Source organism: Kitasatospora sp. NPDC036993, assembly GCF_055607525.1.
The window spans coordinates 347,440-363,805 of record NZ_JBVJRP010000001.1 but is presented as its reverse complement, the minus strand read 5'-3'; the positions used below and the strand labels follow the sequence as shown (position 1 = coordinate 363,805).

General features: G+C 71.9%; 13 protein-coding genes and 1 tRNA gene. 8 read left to right on the top strand and 6 right to left on the bottom strand.

The annotated features are described in order from the left end of the window. Positions 1 to 206 precede the first annotated feature (206 nt). Positions 207 to 1,976: a phosphatidylglycerol lysyltransferase domain-containing protein gene (locus tag ACZ7C5_RS01725; protein ID WP_401081378.1), complete on the bottom strand. Its 1,770-nt coding sequence runs from the start codon at positions 1,974 to 1,976 to the stop codon at positions 207 to 209. A 399-nt stretch (positions 1,977 to 2,375) separates the two neighbouring features. Here ACZ7C5_RS01725 and ACZ7C5_RS01720 point away from each other — a divergent pair, with 399 nt between their 5' ends. Both ACZ7C5_RS01720 and ACZ7C5_RS01715 read left to right on the top strand, forming a co-directional pair. Continuing rightward, complete coding sequence (locus ACZ7C5_RS01720) at positions 2,376 to 3,029, top strand: response regulator (RefSeq protein WP_223244124.1); 654 nt, start codon at positions 2,376 to 2,378, stop codon at positions 3,027 to 3,029. Continuing rightward, positions 3,026 to 4,171 carry a sensor histidine kinase gene (locus ACZ7C5_RS01715; RefSeq protein WP_401081276.1) on the top strand — a complete coding sequence of 382 codons (1,146 nt, stop codon included), beginning with the start codon at positions 3,026 to 3,028 and terminating at the stop codon, positions 4,169 to 4,171. Before ACZ7C5_RS01720 ends, ACZ7C5_RS01715 begins: the two co-directional genes overlap by 4 nt. A 94-nt stretch (positions 4,172 to 4,265) precedes the next feature. Here the strand turns inward: ACZ7C5_RS01715 and ACZ7C5_RS01710 are convergent. Further along, a tRNA-Leu gene (locus ACZ7C5_RS01710) sits at positions 4,266 to 4,349 on the bottom strand. A 422-nt stretch (positions 4,350 to 4,771) separates the two neighbouring features. Between ACZ7C5_RS01710 and ACZ7C5_RS01705 the strand changes: the two genes are divergently transcribed. The 6 genes from ACZ7C5_RS01705 to pknB all read left to right on the top strand — a co-directional run bounded on the left by ACZ7C5_RS01705 (position 4,772) and on the right by pknB (position 13,263). After that, on the top strand, positions 4,772 to 5,644 hold the full coding sequence (locus tag ACZ7C5_RS01705; RefSeq protein ID WP_401081273.1) for an FhaA domain-containing protein: 873 nt from the start codon (positions 4,772 to 4,774) through the stop codon (positions 5,642 to 5,644). Between the two features lie 46 nt (positions 5,645 to 5,690). Next, entirely contained in the window at positions 5,691 to 6,236 is a 546-nt protein-coding gene (locus ACZ7C5_RS01700) for an FHA domain-containing protein FhaB/FipA (RefSeq protein ID WP_401081270.1), read from the top strand. Positions 6,237 to 6,289: 53 nt separating this feature from the next. Continuing rightward, positions 6,290 to 7,903 carry a PP2C family protein-serine/threonine phosphatase gene (locus ACZ7C5_RS01695; protein ID WP_401081267.1) on the top strand — a complete coding sequence of 538 codons (1,614 nt, stop codon included), beginning with the start codon at positions 6,290 to 6,292 and terminating at the stop codon, positions 7,901 to 7,903. A 160-nt stretch (positions 7,904 to 8,063) separates the two neighbouring features. After that, positions 8,064 to 9,440 carry an FtsW/RodA/SpoVE family cell cycle protein gene (locus ACZ7C5_RS01690; RefSeq protein ID WP_470321874.1) on the top strand — a complete coding sequence of 459 codons (1,377 nt, stop codon included), beginning with the start codon at positions 8,064 to 8,066 and terminating at the stop codon, positions 9,438 to 9,440. Next, on the top strand, positions 9,437 to 10,894 hold the full coding sequence (locus tag ACZ7C5_RS01685; protein ID WP_470321677.1) for a peptidoglycan D,D-transpeptidase FtsI family protein: 1,458 nt from the start codon (positions 9,437 to 9,439) through the stop codon (positions 10,892 to 10,894). The genes ACZ7C5_RS01690 and ACZ7C5_RS01685 overlap by 4 nt, the downstream gene beginning before the upstream one ends. A 260-nt stretch (positions 10,895 to 11,154) precedes the next feature. Further along, positions 11,155 to 13,263 (top strand): Stk1 family PASTA domain-containing Ser/Thr kinase, encoded by a 2,109-nt coding sequence (gene pknB, locus ACZ7C5_RS01680; RefSeq protein ID WP_401081261.1) that lies wholly within the window; start codon positions 11,155 to 11,157, stop codon positions 13,261 to 13,263. A gap of 167 nt (positions 13,264 to 13,430) precedes the next feature. Here the strand turns inward: pknB and ACZ7C5_RS01675 are convergent, their stop codons facing one another. Genes ACZ7C5_RS01675 through ACZ7C5_RS01660 form a run of 4 tightly spaced genes read right to left on the bottom strand, consistent with a single transcriptional unit; the run spans position 13,431 to position 16,335 of the window. Next, positions 13,431 to 14,288, bottom strand: a complete 858-nt coding sequence (locus ACZ7C5_RS01675; protein WP_401081258.1) for a class E sortase — start codon at positions 14,286 to 14,288, stop codon at positions 13,431 to 13,433. Positions 14,289 to 14,325: 37 nt separating this feature from the next. Further along, a complete protein-coding gene (locus tag ACZ7C5_RS01670; RefSeq protein WP_401081255.1) occupies positions 14,326 to 15,429 on the bottom strand; it encodes a class E sortase in 1,104 nt (367 codons plus the stop codon). A 5-nt stretch (positions 15,430 to 15,434) separates the two neighbouring features. Beyond that, positions 15,435 to 16,100 carry an aminodeoxychorismate/anthranilate synthase component II gene (locus ACZ7C5_RS01665; RefSeq protein ID WP_470321676.1) on the bottom strand — a complete coding sequence of 222 codons (666 nt, stop codon included), beginning with the start codon at positions 16,098 to 16,100 and terminating at the stop codon, positions 15,435 to 15,437. Positions 16,101 to 16,155: 55 nt separating this feature from the next. Beyond that, positions 16,156 to 16,335 carry a hypothetical protein gene (locus ACZ7C5_RS01660; protein WP_188297678.1) on the bottom strand — a complete coding sequence of 60 codons (180 nt, stop codon included), beginning with the start codon at positions 16,333 to 16,335 and terminating at the stop codon, positions 16,156 to 16,158. Between the last annotated feature and the right edge of the window lie 31 nt (positions 16,336 to 16,366).

The following is a 16,366-nucleotide window of genomic DNA, read 5'->3' as shown; positions in this document are numbered from 1 at the left end:
GCCCCTTTCGCACGCCCCCCGCGTGGGTCCTGTGAATCACAACCGGTTCTCCGAATCCCCGAACTCTCGACTACTCCAACACTAGAAGCCCGCCGACAGAGCCACATCGGTATGAATGGGGACCGGGGTCATCCTCAGGGGGGAGGGTGATCCCCCCGGTGGACCCCCGATCGGCCGACCGGCCCCCTCCGCCCCCCGACGGAGGGCTACCCCTTCCCGTCCCGTGCCGCCACCGGAACGCGGGGCGCCACCACGGCGGCCCCGGCGTGCCGGCGACGGAACAGGGCGGGCAGGCTCGGCGCGACGATGAAACCCTCGGCGCGCGCGCTCGCGAGGCCGATCCGCGGAATCTCGCTGCTCTTCTCGAAGAGCAGGTACCGCGGTTCCCAGATCGGCCGGTACTTGGCATTGGCCCGGTACAGCGATTCGATCTGCCACCAGCGCGAGAAGAACCCCAGAGTCGAACGCCACAGCCGCAGCACCGGCCCCGCGCCGAGACGCGAACCGCGCTCGAAGACCGAACGGAACATCGCGAAGTTCAGCGACACCCGCTTCAGCCCGATCTCCTCGGCGCGCTGCAACAGCTCGATGACCATGAACTCCATCAGGCCGTTCTCGGTGTCCCTGGCCCGGCGCATCAGGTCCAGCGAGAGCCCGTCCGGGCCCCACGGCACGAAGCTCAGCAGCGCCTTGAGCTCGCCGTCCCCGTCGTGGCACTCCAGCATCACGCAGCGGCCGTCCCCCGGGTCGCCGAGCCGGCCGAGCGCCATCGAGAAGCCGCGCTCGGTCGCCCCGTCGCGCCACTCGTCGGCCTTGGCCACCAGCTCGGCCATCTCCGCCTCCGAGATGTCCTCGTGGCGGCGGATCCGCACCGTGTACCCGGCCCGCTTGACCCGGTTGTAGGCCTGCCGGACCACCCGCATCGCGCGGCCGTCCAGCGAGAACTCGTCCAGCTCGACGATCGCCTCGTCGCCCAGCTCCAGCGCGTCCAGCCCGTGCCGGGCGTAGATCACCCCGGCCTCCTCGGAGGCACCCATCACGGCCGGCGCCCAGGCGTGCTCCCTGGCCTCGGACAGCCAGGCGTCGATCGCGCCCGGCCAGGCCTCCGGGTCGCCGATCGGGTCGCCCGAGGCGAGCGAGACGCCGCCGATCACCCGGTAGGTGACCGCCGCCTTGCCGCTGGGGGAGAAGACCACCGCCTTGTCCCGGCGCAGCGCGAAGTAGCCGAGCGAGTCCCGCTCGCCCTGCCTGTCCAGCAGGCAGCGCAGCTTCGCCTCGTCCTCCGGCGTCAGCAGCTCCTTGCCGCGCGGGCTGCGGAAGGCCACGTACAGCACCAGCAGGAAGAGCACCGCGCCCATCGCGTTGATCGCCGCGTTCACCCAGGTCGGGGCGGTGATCACCGAGCGCAGGTGCTCGGACGGGGTGATGGTGATCATCCGGCCGACCGAGTACCGGAAGAGGTCCCAGAAGCCCGCGCCGGACAGCTCGTTGGTCAGCCAGACCAGCAGGGCGCCGACCCCGCCGCCGAACACCAGGCCGCCGACGAAGGTGGCCGCCGCGGTCTTCGGGTTGGAGCTGTCGCCCTTGGAGGTGAACTCCCTCCGCCCGATCAGCAGCGCCAGCACGAACAGGCAGGTCAGGATGGTGGAGAAGTAGTTGAGCGGGTGGGTGTCGAAGCGCTCGCCCGGCACCAGCATGACCGCCGGGTACAGCAGCGCGAACATGCCGCCGAGCGCCGTGTTGAAGATCCACGCGGCCCGCTTGCGCCTGCGCATCGCGATCGCGAGGAACACCGACAGCACCGCGCTGGCCAGGCCCGCGGTCATCAGGTACGGGGTGAAGTACTCACCCTCGTTGTGCTCGCTGACCTGGACGCGGAAGGGCACCAGCAGCACCGTCGCCACGTTCAGCAGCGCGATCAGCCGCAGGTACCAGACGGAGGCCGCGGCGGCCCTCGGGCCCCAGCGGTCGAGCACGCCGCCGGGACGGGGCCCGGTGGACGTGGCGGACGGCTCCGGCTTCACAGTGGACGACACAGCTCAATTCCAAACGATCAGATGGTGGGGCGCATCCGCGAACGGCCCGGCGCCGGACGCCCGCACGGGCCCGACGGACTGACCGGCACACCTTCGCCCGGCCGGCCACCCGAAGGGAGAAGCGGCCGGAAAAGGGTCAGCCAACTCCATGGTTCCCCACCGAAGCTGAGAATTGCGTGAACCGGGTAGCCGATTCCCACCCCCGCCGAACGGCGGGGGTGAGCACCCCCCACGCGTTCGGCGCCCCACTCCCGCTGGCCCTACTCTCGAAACGACTCACGCGGACCGCCCCGACCCGGCCGCCCGAACCGAGGAGGCACCATCACCACCACCCGCGTGCTGATCGTCGACGACGAGATCCTGGTCCGCTCCGGCCTCGGCCTGATCGTCGGCTCCGCCGCCGACCTGGAGGTGGTCGGCGACTGCTCCGGCGGGCAGGCCGAGGACCACGTCCGACGACTGCGCCCGCACGTGGTGCTGCTCGACATCCGGATGCCCGACCTCGACGGCATCTCCGTGCTGCGCCGGCTGCGCGCCCTGCCCGACCCGCCCGCCGTGGCGATGCTCACCACCTTCGACACCGACGAGTACATCGGCACCGCGCTGCGGGCCGGCGCGGCCGGCTTCCTGCTCAAGGACACCGCACCCGAGCAGCTGGTGCACGCCGTCCGGGTGCTCGCGGCCGGCGGCAACATCCTCTCCCCGACCGTCACCCGCACCGTGATCGGCGGCTACGTGGACGGCGGCGGCCCGGACGCCGAGGCCACCGCGCTCGCCCGCACCCTCACCGGCCGCGAGCTCGACGTGCTCGCGCTGCTGGGCGAGGGCCTGTCCAACGCCGAGATCGCCGACCGGCTCTTCCTCGGCACCGGCACCGTCAAGGACCACATCAGCGCGATCCTCGGCAAGCTCGGCGCCGCCAACCGGGTCCAGGCCGCCGTCGTGGCCCACCGGGCCGGACTGGTCCGGCCGAAACCCGGCGACGGGGCATGACGACCGCCGACCACCTGCCGTCCAGACGGCTGCCGGCCTGGTGCACCGCCCCCTGGCTGATGCTGCTGCTGCCCGTCCTGTACTCCCTGCTGGACGCCGCCCTGGTGGCCAGGGAGGCCGCCTGGTGGCAGGTGGCCCTGTCCACGCTGGCCGCCGTCGCGCTGTTCTGGCGCCGCCGCTTCCCGGTGGCGGCGCTGCTGCTCACCATGCCGGGCAGCTGGGTGGACGAGATCTGGCTGGCCCCGATCACCGCCGTCTACTCGGTGGCCGCCGAGCGCCCCCGCCCCCGGGTCGTGATCCCCTGCGGCACCCTGTTCGCCCTGGTCGAGTTCTTCCACTGGCCGCTGCCCGAGAACGTCGTCGACCTCAGCCGCGCCACCGCGCTGGACGCCATCCAGGCCGTGATGCTGGCGGCCGGGCCGGCCGCCACCGGCCTGCTCGCCCGCACCCGGCGGGAGCTGGCCGCCCGGCTGGACGAGCTGACCCGCGGCCAGGAACGGGAGAGCCGGCTGCTGGCCGAGCGGGTGCTGATCAGCGAGCGCGGCCGGCTGGCCAGGGAGATGCACGACGTGGTCTCGCACCAGGTCAGCCTGATCAGCATCCAGGCCGGCGCGCTCCAGGTCAGCAGCGCCGACCCGGCCGCCGTGACGACCGCCAGGACCATCCGCGAACTGTCCGTGCGGACCCTCGACGAGCTGCGCCAGATGGTCGGGGTGCTGCGCGGCACCGGCGGGCTGCCGGACGCCCCGCTCGCCCCGCAGCCCCGGCTGGCCGACCTGCCCCGGCTGATCGAGGAGAGCGGCCTGGCGGCCGACTCCGAGCTGCACCCCGGTGACCGCCCGTGGCCGGAGGCCGTCGAGCGGGCCGCCTACCGCACCGTCCAGGAGGCGCTCACCAACATCACCAAGTACGCCCCGGAGGCGGCGGTGCACGTGAGGGTCCGGGCGAAGGGGCGCCGGCTGCGGGTCGAGATCCGCAACGAGGCCCCGCCGGTGCTCCCGGCCGAGACCCTGCCGGGCGGCGGCCACGGCCTGGTCGGTCTGCGCGAACGCGCCCAGCTGCTGGGCGGCAGCCTCACCGCGGGGCCGACCCCGGACGGCGGCTTCGAGGTCCGCGCCGAACTCCCGGCCGGCCACGGCTGACCCGGCCCCGCCGGGCCTCCGGAGAGCAAGGGCGGCAATGGCCGCAGGGAAACGAGAAAGCCCCGCAGATCCGTAGATCTGCGGGGCTTCGCTGTGCGCGAGGGGGGAGTTGAACCCCCACGCCCTTTCGGGCACTGGAACCTGAATCCAGCGCGTCTGCCTATTCCGCCACCCGCGCATGGGTGTTGTCCTCGTTGCCGACCGATCTCCCGAACCGCTCGGTACCATGGGTACTTCGCGCTTCCTTGGACCGGCCTCCCTTCCGGGCGGCCCTTCCGACATGGAAAACATTAGCACGACCTGGGGGGCGGCTCCGAATCCGTTGTCGGGCGGGGCCGACCGCAACCGAACGAATGCCCGGCGCACGCCCGTACGACTGCGGGGAGGGTGCTCCACCGGGCACACCTGGCGTGCCGTACCCGACATGCGTCAGCCTGTGTGTCCGAGCCCACCCCCGGGCACCACACGGTCCGGGAACCGTACGGAAGGGCCCGGCGTGGATACGATCAGTACGGAAGTACCGCAAGTAGGAGGCGCGACCGGGTCCCGGGCGGGATCCGGCCGGCAGGCAGGCGAACGAACCCTGGAAGGGGGTGCCCCATGGGAGTGCTGAAGAAGTTCGAGCAGCGACTCGAGGGTCTCGTCAACGGCACCTTCGCCAAGGTGTTCAAGTCCGAGGTCCAGCCCGTGGAGATCGCCGGTGCGCTGCAGCGCGAGTGCGACAACAACGCGAGCATCTGGAACCGCGACCGCACCGTCGTGCCGAACGACTTCATCGTCGAGCTGAGCCCGCACGACCACGAGCGGCTCAGCCCCTACTCCGGGCAGCTCGGCACCGAACTGGCCGGGATGGTCCGCGAGTACGCGGAGGCCCAGCGGTACAGCTTCATGGGCCCGCTCCAGGTGAACCTGGAGAAGGCCGACGACCTGGACACCGGCCTGTACCGGGTGCGCAGCCGCACCCTCGCCGCCGAGGAGCCCCAGCAGCAGCAGTACGCGCCGCAGCAGCCCGGCTACGACCGGCCGCCGGCCGCTCCGGCGCCCGGCGCACCGTGGCAGCAGCCCGGCGCCGGCCAGTACGGCACGCCCCCGCCGCCGGCCGCGCCTCCCGCGATGCCCCCCGGCCCGCCCGCGCCGGCACCCGCCGGCGGCAACGTCCGGGCCTTCCCCGGCGCCGGCCACGGCGGCACCTCGATGCGCCGCTGGATCGAGGTCAACGGCTCCCGGCACCAGATCTCGGGTTCCGCCTGCGTGCTCGGCCGGTCCACCGAGGCGGACGTGCGGATCGACGACCCCGGAGTCTCCCGCAAGCACGCCGAGATCCGTCCCGGCACCCCTTCGATGGTGCTGGACCTGGGCTCCACCAACGGCATCGTGGTGGACGGACAGCACACCCAGCGCGCTACGCTCCGCGACGGCTCGCGAATCGTCGTGGGCTCCACCACCATCGTCTACCGGCAGGTCGAAGGGTAGTGTCCGAATTGTTCGCGCGCCTCGCTCACCGACTGGCGGGACGGTCATGTCAGAACTGACCCTCACGGTCATGCGGCTGGGCTTCCTGGCCGTGTTGTGGCTGTTCGTCATCGTCGCGATCCAGGTGATCCGCAGCGACCTGTTCGGCACCAAGGTGAACCCGCGGCCCTCCCGTCGCGGCGGGGCCGCCACGGTGGCCGGCGGCGCGGCCACCACGCCCGCGGCACGCACCGCGGCACCGGCCCAGGCCGGCCCGGCGGCGGGCCAGACCCAGGGCGGCGGCGGTCGCCGTCGCGGCGGCCCGACCCAGCTCGTCGTGGTGCAGGGCTCGCTGGCCGGCACCACGGTGGCGCTCCAGGGCCAGACCATCACGCTGGGCCGTGCCCACGACTCCACCATCGTCCTGGACGACGACTACGCGTCCTCCCGGCATGCCAGGATCTATCCGGATCAGACTGGGCAGTGGACGGTCGAGGATCTAGGCTCCACCAACGGCACCTATCTGGACCGGCAGCGCCTGACCGCGCCCACCCCGCTCCAGCCGGGCATGCCGATCCGTATCGGCAGGACCGTCATCGAACTGCGGAAGTAGTAGCGCATGAGGGACAGCATCCCGTCCATGACCCAGAGGGGGGCACAGGTCGCATGACCCTGGTGCTGCGCTTCGCCGCCGGCTCCCACAAGGGACTGATCCGGGAGGGGAACGAGGACTCCGGCTACGCCGGGCCGCGGCTGCTGGCCGTGGCCGACGGCATGGGCGGCGCCGCGGCCGGCGAGGTCGCTTCCGCCGAGGTGCTCGGCTCGATCGTCCGGCTGGACGAGGACGTGCCGGGCGCCGACCTGCTGACCCTGCTGGGCGACGCCGTCCAGGGCGCCAACGACCGGCTCCGGCAGATGGTCGAGGAGGACCCGCAGCTGGAGGGCATGGGCTGCACCCTGACCGCCATGCTGTGGACGGGCCAGCGGATGGGCATGGTGCACGTCGGCGACTCCCGCGCCTACCTGCTGCGGGACGGCTCGCTGGTGCAGATCACCCAGGACCACACCTGGGTGCAGCGCCTGGTCGACGAGGGCCGGATCACGCCCGAGGAGGCCGAGACCCACCCGCAGCGCTCGCTGCTGATGCGCGCGCTGGACGGCCGCGGCCAGGTCGAGCCCGACCTGTCGATCCGCGAGGTCCGGGCCGGCGACCGCTACCTGATCTGCTCCGACGGCCTCTCCGGCCCGGTCAGCCACCAGACCCTCCAGGACACCCTCGGCAGCTACTACGCGCCCGAGCAGACCGTGCAGGAGCTGATCCAGCTCGCGCTGCGCGGCGGCGGTCCCGACAACATCACCTGCATCGTGGCGGACGTCATCGACGTCGGCGCCACGGACACCACGAGCGGCCAGTTCAGCGACGTCCCGGTGGTGGTCGGCGCGGTCGCCGAGGCCCCGCCGTCCTCGGCCGCCGCCGACCGCTCGATCGCGGACACCCCGGCCGGCCGCGCCGCCGGACTCGGCCGCGGCCCGCAGGGCGCCTTCGGCCCGGCCGAGGGCTACGAGGGCGAGTACGGCGCCGCGCAGGGCGGCTTCGGCCCCGCCGAGGGGTACGAGGGCGAGTACGGCTACGGCTCCGGTGAGCCCTCGGTGTACGGCTCCGAGGACCTCGACGAGGAGCGGCCGGGGAGGCGCAGGCGCAAGGGCCTGACGCTCTCGCTGGCCGCCCTGGTCACGCTCGGCCTGCTCGGCGGCGCCGGCTGGTTCGGCTACCAGTGGACCCAGGACCAGTACTACGTCGGCACCCAGGACGACCACGTCGCGATCTACCAGGGGATCAACCAGAACCTGGCCGGGCTGAGCCTGTCCTCGGTGCACTCCTCGTACAGCAGGATCCAGCTGAAGTGGCTGCCCGAGGACCAGCAGGCCCACGTGAAGAAGACCATCTCGGTCGGCAGCATGAAGGACGCCCAGTCGACGGTCAACGAGCTCGACGGCTGGGTCCAGCTCTGCCAGCGGGCCGCCAGGCCGGCCGCTCCGGCCACGCCGCCGGCCACCCAGGCCGCGTACCTGGCCACCACGCCCACCCCGGCCGAGAAGAACCGCGGCACGACCGCCGCGACGCCGACCGCCGCGCCCTCGACCACACCGAGCCCGACCGCTCCCGGGGCACCCGCCCCGGCGCCGAACGCCACTCCTCCGGCCGCCGGCGCGCAGGGCGACCAGGCCCCGCTGACCGACGAGGAACTCAGCCGGGCCAACTCCTGCCCGAAGCAGTGACGACCGTGATCCGACATAGGACGGCCCCGAGCGGGCTTGCCGGCCGTCAGGGAGCGGTCACCACGTGAGCAGCTACGACGTGAGCGAAGAGACCACCCGGTCCGGCCGGCGCCGGGCGGCGGCCGGGCGGGCCGTCCCCCGTCGGCGGGACAACACCACGATCTCCCCGCAGGAGGCGCCCAACCGGCGCAACACCGAGCTGGCGATGCTGGCCTTCGCGGTGCTGCTGCCGGTCCTCGCGTACGCCAACGTGGGCCTCGCGATGGACGGCAAGCTGCCCGCGGGCATGCTCGGCTACGGGTTCGGCATGGGCGCCCTGGCGATGGTCGCGCACCTGCTGGTGCGCCGCTTCGCGCCGTACGCGGACCCGCTGATGCTGCCGATCGCCACCCTGCTGAACGGGCTCGGGGTGGTGATGATCTGGCGGCTGGACAAGGCCAGCAAGCTGCTCAAGAACAACTACCCGGCGGCCGAGAACCAGCTGATGTGGTCGGCCCTCGGGATCGCCGGCTTCATCGGGGTGATGGTCCTGCTGAAGGACCACCGGGTGCTCCAGCGCTACACCTACATCTCGATGGTGGTGGCCCTGGTCCTGCTCGCCGCCCCGGCCTTCTTCCCGTCCAGGGACGAGGACTTCGGCGCCAAGATCTGGATCCGGATGGGGAGCTTCTCCATCCAGCCGGGCGAGTTCGCCAAGATCATCCTGACCGTCTTCTTCGCCGGCTACCTGATGGTCAAGCGGGACGCCCTGGCGCTGGCCAGCCGCAGGTTCATGGGCCTGTACCTGCCGCGCGGCCGGGACCTCGGCCCGATCATCGTGATCTGGCTGCTCAGCCTGCTGATCCTGATCTTCGAGAACGACCTGGGCACGTCCTTCCTGTTCTTCGGCCTGTTCGTGGTGATGCTCTACGTCGCCACCGAGCGGACCAGCTGGATCCTGTTCGGCCTGCTGATGTCGGTCGGCGGCGCGGTCGCCGTCGCCTCGACCGCCAGTCACGTGAAGGTCCGCATCAACGCGTGGCTCGACCCGATGGCCGTCTTCGGCCCCAACCGGCCGGATGGCGCCACCGAGCAGATCGGCCAGTCGCTGATGGCGCTCGGCTCCGGCGGGGCCACCGGCTCCGGCCTGGGCCAGGGCCGTTCCTGGCTGATCGGCTTCGCCGCCAAGAGCGACTTCATCCTGGGCTCCTTCGGCGAGGAGCTCGGACTGGCCGGCCTGATGGCGATCTTCCTGCTGTACGCGCTGCTGGTGCAGCGCGGCCTGCGCACCGCGCTCGCCGCCCGCGACCCGTTCGGCAAGCTGTTCGCCGTCGGCCTCTCGTCGGCGATGGCGATCCAGGTGTTCGTCGTGGCCGGCGGTGTCACCGGGCTGATCCCGCTGACCGGTATGACCATGCCGTTCCTCGCCCAGGGCGGTTCGTCCGTGGTCGCCAACTGGGCGCTGGTCGCGATCCTTCTGAAGATCAGCGACAGCGCCCGCCGACCCGGGGCCGAACCGGCCCCGGCCACCGAGGGCCACGGAGGACCCGCCCGATGAACAAGCCGATCCGCCGGGTCTCGATCTTCTGCCTCGTCCTGATCCTGGCCCTGATGGTCCGCACCAACTGGGTGCAGGGCGTCCAGGCCGAGTCCTGGGCCACCAACAAGAACAACAAGCGCCAGCTGTACGACCGGTACGCCCACCCGCGCGGCAACATCATCGTCAGCGGCCAGCCGGTCACCAAGTCCGACTTCGTCGACGGCCTGCGCTACAAGTACAAGCGCTCCTGGGTCGACGGCCCGATGTACGCCCCGGTGACCGGCTACTCCTCCCAGGCCTACGGCTCCAACCAGCTGGAGAACCTGGAGGACGGCATCCTCTCCGGCACCGACGACCGGCTGTTCTTCCGCAACACCCTGGACATGCTGACGGGCGAGCAGAAGCGCGGCGGCGACGTCGTCACCACCATCAACGCCAAGGTCCAGAAGGCGGCCTTCGACGCGATGGGGAACAAGAAGGGCGCGGTGGTCGCCCTCGACCCGAAGACCGGCGCGATCCTCGGGCTGGTCTCCACCCCGTCCTACGACCCCGGCACCTTCGCCGGCGGCGAGGCTGCCGACACCAAGGCCTGGACGGACCTCAACGCGGACCCGAACAAGCCGATGCTCAACCGGGCGCTGAAGGAGACCTATCCGCCCGGCTCGACCTTCAAGCTGGTCACCGCGACCGCGGCGTTCGAGAACGGCCGGTACCAGAGCATCGACGACGCGACGGAGACCCCGGAGCCGTACATCCTGCCCAACACCACCACCCAGCTGAAGAACGAGAGCCCGAACGAGCGCTGCGAGAACGCGACCGTGAAGTCCGGGATGGACCAGTCCTGCAACACGGTCTTCGCCAAGATGGGCGCGGACCTGGGCAAGGAGCGGATGCGGGCGCAGGCCGAGAAGTTCGGCTTCAACAGCACGATCGACACGCCGGTCCGATCCGAGAAGAGCGTCTTCCCCGACAGCCCCGGCCTGGACGGCACCGCCCAGGACTCGATCGGCCAGCACGACACCCGCGCCACCCCGCTCCAGATGGCCATGGTCTCCGCCGCGATCGCCAACAACGGCAGCCTGATGCAGCCGTACCTGGTGGACCAGGAGCGCTCGGCCTCGCTGACCACCATCTCCAAGCACACCGAGAAGCAGTTCTCCCAGGCGATGAGCCCGGCCACCGCCCAGAAGATGCAGGACCTGATGGTCTCGGTGGTCGAGAACGGCACCGGCAAGAACGCCCAGATCCCCGGCCTCCAGGTCGGCGGCAAGACCGGCACCGCGCAGCACGGCGAGGACAACGCCGGGCTGCCGTTCGCCTGGTTCACCTCCTGGGCGAAGACCTCGGACGGCCAGTCGGTCGCGGTCGCGGTGGTGGTCGAGGACGGCTCCCAGAACCGCGACGGCATCAGCGGCGGCCGGCTCGCGGCCCCGATCGCCAAGGCGGTGATGCAGGCCGCGCTCGGCAAGTAGGAGGGCCGGTCCGGAGTGAGGGGAACGTCACGAACGCCAGTACCGTCCGGATACCGGTCTGATATCGGCCGACGGCTGACTCCGGTCCGATGCGGTACGACCGGTAGCGTATCCGCCAGCAGCGGGTGTGCCCGTTGCCGCCCGCGAGGCACCGCACGGCTCGGCCGGAGAACCGGTCGCGGACCGCGCGGCGTCTCCCAGAGCGTGCGGGGACACCTACGTCACAACCTCGCCCACGGGCGAGGGAGAGGGTCGGATCTATGGAAGAGCCTCGTCGCCTCGGCGGCAGGTACGAGCTCGGCGGCGTCCTCGGACGCGGCGGCATGGCCGAGGTGTACCTCGCCCATGACACCCGGCTCGGCCGCTCCGTCGCAGTGAAGACGCTCCGGGCCGACATGGCCCGGGATCCGTCGTTCCAGGCCCGCTTCCGCCGCGAGGCACAGTCGGCGGCGTCCCTGAACCACCCCGCGATCGTCGCCGTGTACGACACCGGCGAGGACTACATCGACGGCATCTCCATCCCGTACATCGTGATGGAGTACGTCGAGGGGTCCACGCTGCGGGAGCTGCTGCACTCCGGCCGCCGGCTGCTGCCCGAGCGCGCCCTGGAGATGACCATCGGCATCCTCCAGGCCCTGGAGTACTCGCACCGGGCCGGCATCGTGCACCGCGACATCAAGCCGGCCAACGTGATGCTGACCCGGCAGGGCAACGTCAAGGTCATGGACTTCGGCATCGCCCGTGCGATGGGTGACGCCGGAATGACCATGACGCAGACCTCCGCCGTCATCGGCACCGCCCAGTACCTCTCCCCCGAGCAGGCCAAGGGCGAGCAGGTCGACGCCAGGTCCGACCTCTACTCCACCGGCTGCCTGCTCTACGAGCTGCTGACCGTCCGCCCGCCGTTCGTCGGCGACTCGCCGGTCGCGGTGGCCTACCAGCACGTCAGGGAGGAGCCGCAGCCGCCGTCGGTCTTCGACCCCGAGGTGCGCCCCGAGATCGACGCGATCGTGCTGAAGGCCCTCGCCAAGGAGCGCGACTACCGCTACCAGAGCGCCGACGAGATGCGCGACGACATCGAGCGCTTCCTCGACGGCCTGCCGGTGGCCGCCGCCCAGCAGGCCGCCTACGGCATGGGCGCGGCCGGCTACGGCTACGACCAGAACGGCTACCCGCAGCAGCACGACCCGTACGGCCAGACCAACGTGCTGCCGCAGCAGCCCGGCGGCCCGACCACCGTCCTGCCGCAGGCCTCCGGGCAGCCCGGCTACGGGCAGCAGGGCGGCTACCAGGACGACGGCTACGGCCAGGGCTACGCCGGCGCCTCGGGCGGCGGCAACGACGACGGCTACGGCCGCGGCGGCCGCAGGGGCGACGACCGGCCGAAGAAGAGCAACACCTCCTGGATCGTGCTGGCGGTGGCCGCCGTGCTGGTCCTGGTCGGCACCTTCTTCGTCGCCCAGGCGATGTTCGGCGACAAGGGGACCAAGGAAACCCCGAAGGTCACCGCCCCGAACCTGGTCGGCAAGACCCTGGCCGAGGCCAGGACGGCCGCCACCGGGGCCGGTGCCAAGATCGTGCTGACCGAGGGCGAGAAGATCGCCTGCCCGGACACCACCATCAAGAAGGACCAGGTCTGCACCCAGAACCCGACGGCCGGCACCCAGGTCGCCGAGACCTCCACCATCACGGTGCAGATCTCCTCGGGCCCGGCCAAGACCCAGGTTCCCGGTGTGGTCGGCAAGCCCAAGGACCAGGCCACCAAGGCGCTGGCCGACGCCGGCTTCACCAACGTCACCACCGAGTACAAGGATGACGACAACGCCGCGCAGGACACCGTCACCGCCCAGGACCCGGCGGCCAACGCGGCGGTCGACCCGGGCGCCGCGATCAAGCTGACCGTGTCGCAGGGCAAGGCCAAGGTCACCGTCCCGAACGTGGTCGGCGCCCAGAAGGAGGACGCGCAGTCCACCCTCCAGGGCCTCGGCTTCCAGGTGGACGCCTCGAAGACCGTGGCGGCCCCCGACCCGAGCAAGGTCAACACCGTCGCCCAGCAGTCCGTCCCGGCGAACAACAAGGCCCCGGCCAACACCAAGATCACGCTGACCATCTACAAGGCGCAGGACAAGCCCCAGGTCCCGCCGCTGGCGAACGTCAAGCTGGGCCAGGCCGCCGACCAGCTGAAGGCGCTCGGCCTGACCTACACGGTGGTCAACGGTCCGGCGGACCCGAACGCCACGGTGCAGCAGAGCAACCCTCCGGCCGGCACCCCGGTCGACCCGAACACCCAGATCCAGCTGTACACCAAGGCGGCCGAGCCGCCCAAAGGGGGCGACCCCACCACCCCACCCGCCAAAGGGGACCACTAGGCCTCCGATATTCCCCTGGTTCGACTGAACCGGGGGCCGGAGCCCGGGTAACTCCCCAGCACGCCCGAGGGCCCGCCGCGAAACCCGCGGCGGGCCCTCGGGCCATTTCTCCCCCGTAGGGCCCCGTACGGCCCTGTACGGCCCTCCAGGAGGGCCCTGCAGGGGCTTCAGGAGTGCCGCAGCTCCGGCGGCGGGGTGCGCTTGGCGTCCATGTCGTCCACCCGCACCAGGCTCCCCCAGACGGCCATCCGGTAGCGCGAGGTGTACACCGGCGTGCAGGTGGTCAGGGTGATGTAGCGGCCGGGGGCGGTGTAGCCGGAGCGGGCGGGGACGGGCGCCACGATGCCGGTGTCGTACTTGGTGGTCTCCGGCAGGGAGCCGTCGACCTTGTAGACGTACCACTTGTCCTTGGTCTCGACCACGACCGCGTCGCCCTTGTGGACGGCGTCCAGGTCGTGGAACTTGGCGCCGTGGCCGTCCCGGTGGGCGGCCAGCGCGAAGTTGCCCTCCGGGTCCCAGGGCATCGCGGCCTTGTACGGCTGCTCGTAGACGCCCGCCACGCCGTCGTCCAGGACCTCGGTCGAGGTGCCCATCCGGATCAGCACCTGGTAGTCCCTGCCCATCGCCGGGACGTGCAGGAAGCCCACGTCGTCCCCGGCGGCGAACTGCTTCGGCACGGCACCCGGGCTGCCCGGGGCACCGGTGGCACCCGCGGCACCGGGCCCGCCGGACGCACCGGGGGCCGGGGTGGCGCCGGGCTCCGCCGGGGGGCCGGGGGTCGGGCCGGCGGCCCAGCTGCTGCGCAGCCGGTCGCCCGCCGCCGAGGCCGCGCGGTCCGCCTGCACGTTGGTCCACCACAGCGAGTAGGCCACGAACAGGCCGAGCACCAGGCCCAGGGTGATCAGCAGCTCGCCGAGGACGCCGAGCGCGGCCAGCGCCCGGCGGCGCCCGCGCCCGGCCCTCGGCTCGGGCGGGGGAAAGGCCTCTTCCCCCGGTTCGGCCGACTGCGCGGTCTCGTCCTGCATCTGCGGTGCTCCCCCTCCGGGCCGGGCGGCCGGGCGGTCACCCGCCCGTGATCGCGGCCGGCTTGCCCTGGGCACGCGGCCGTTCCTCGATCATCTTGCCAAAGACGATGAGACGGAACTTGGAGGTGAACTCCGGGGTGCAGGTCGTCAACGTGATGTAGCGTCCGGGACCGGCGTACCCGGCGCCGTTCGGCACCGGCTTGATCACGCCCACGTTGTTGGGGGAAGTCTCCGGAATGGCCCCGGTGACCTCGTAGGTGTAGTAGCCGGCCGCGGTCTCCACCACGATCTTGTCGCCCTTGCCGAGCTGGTTGATGTACCGGAACGGCTCGCCGTGGGTGTTGCGGTGGGCGGCCAGCGCGAAGTTGCCCGCCTTGTCGCCCGGCATCCCGGTGCCCGCGTAGTGCCCGACCAGGCCCTTGTCGAGCACCGAGGACTTGGCGGTGCCCTCGGCGATCGGGAACTTCAGCCCGAGCTTGGGCATGTGGATGATGGCGAAGCCCTTGCCTGGCTCGAACACCTCGGGCTTGGCCGGGTCCGGGGCCGGCTGTCCCGGCTGCCCCTGCCTGGCGGGCGGCGGAGCCGCCTCGAACTGCTGCTCCAGCTGGTTGCGGGCCCCGTCGGCGGCCGCGTCGGCCTGCACGTTGGTCCACCAGAGCTGGTAGGCGACGAACAGCAGCATCACCACGCCGAGCGAGATGCACAGCTCGCCGACGCCCCTGGCGGCCACCACGAGCAGGGACTCCTTGGGGCGCGGCCGCCCGGCGGCGCGGCCGTTCGACCGGCGCCGTCCGCTGCCGGAGCGCAGCGCGGTGCGGCCCTGCGCGGCACGCCGGCGCTCGGCGCGGCCGCCGGTGGGCGGGGCCGGCTCGGCGTCCGGCGCGCCGATGTCGAGAGGCAGCCGCAGCTGGAGGGTCTGGTCGGGCAGCCAGGGGTACTCGGGCCCGTCCACGAGGGGCTCCTGGGCCTGCTCGTACACGCCCCAGCCGTCCTCGGGCACGGCCTGCGCCGGGTACCCCTGCCCGTACGGCGCGCCGGTGCCGTCGTCCGGGCCCTGGTGCTTGGGCCCGCCGTGCTGCCGCACGGCGCCGTGCGGGTCCGCCTCCGGCTGGTAACGCCCCTCCGGACGCACCGTGGTCATGCCGGTCAGCCCCGGCCGATCACCGGGGCGAGCCCGGCCGACCGGTCGACCGCCTGGGGGAAGCCGCACTCCGCGAGCCAGTTGGCGAGCATCCGGTGACCGCCCTCGGTGAGCACCGACTCGGGGTGGAACTGCACGCCCTCGACCGGCAGTTCACGGTGCCTCAGGCCCATGATCACGCCGCTCCCGGTGCGCGCGGTGACCACCAGCTCGGCCGGCACGGTGGCCGGTTCGACCGCGAGCGAGTGGTAGCGGGTCGCGGTCAGCGGCGAGGGCAGGCCCTCGAAGACCCCGCCGTCCTCGTGCTCGACCGGTGAGGTCTTGCCGTGCAGCAGTTCCGGCGCCCGGCCGACCACCGCGCCGTAGGCGGCCGCGATCGACTGGAGGCCCAGGCAGACGCCGAACACCGGCAGTCCGATCCGCGCGCAGTGGTGCACCATCTCGATGCAGACCCCGGCCTCCTCGGGGGCACCGGGCCCCGGGGAGAGCAGCACCCCGTCGAAGCCCTCCTCGCCGGAGCGGCGGATGGCATGCTCGACGGTCACCTCGTCGTTGCGCACCACCTCGCAGGTGGCGCCGAGCTGGTACAGGTACTGGACCAGGTTGAAGACGAAGCTGTCGTAGTTGTCCACCACCAGGATGCGGGGCCGGGTGGTCGCCTGGGTCGTCATGCGCGCGTGGTCTCCGTGGGATGCGTGCTGGAAGGGGGATGCGGGCCCGGCCGGCTCAGCCGACCGCGGCGCCGTCGCCGCCGTCCACTGTGACGTCGCCGAAGGGGAGCAGCGGTTCCGCCCACGGGAAGACGTAGGTGAAGAGGAGGTAGACGATCCCCAGGACGAGGAGCAGCGAGATGACGGCCCGGACCAGGGTGGGCCCCGGGAGGTGACGCCAGATCCAGCCGTACATGGTGCTCCCTCGACGTAGCGGACTGGGTTAA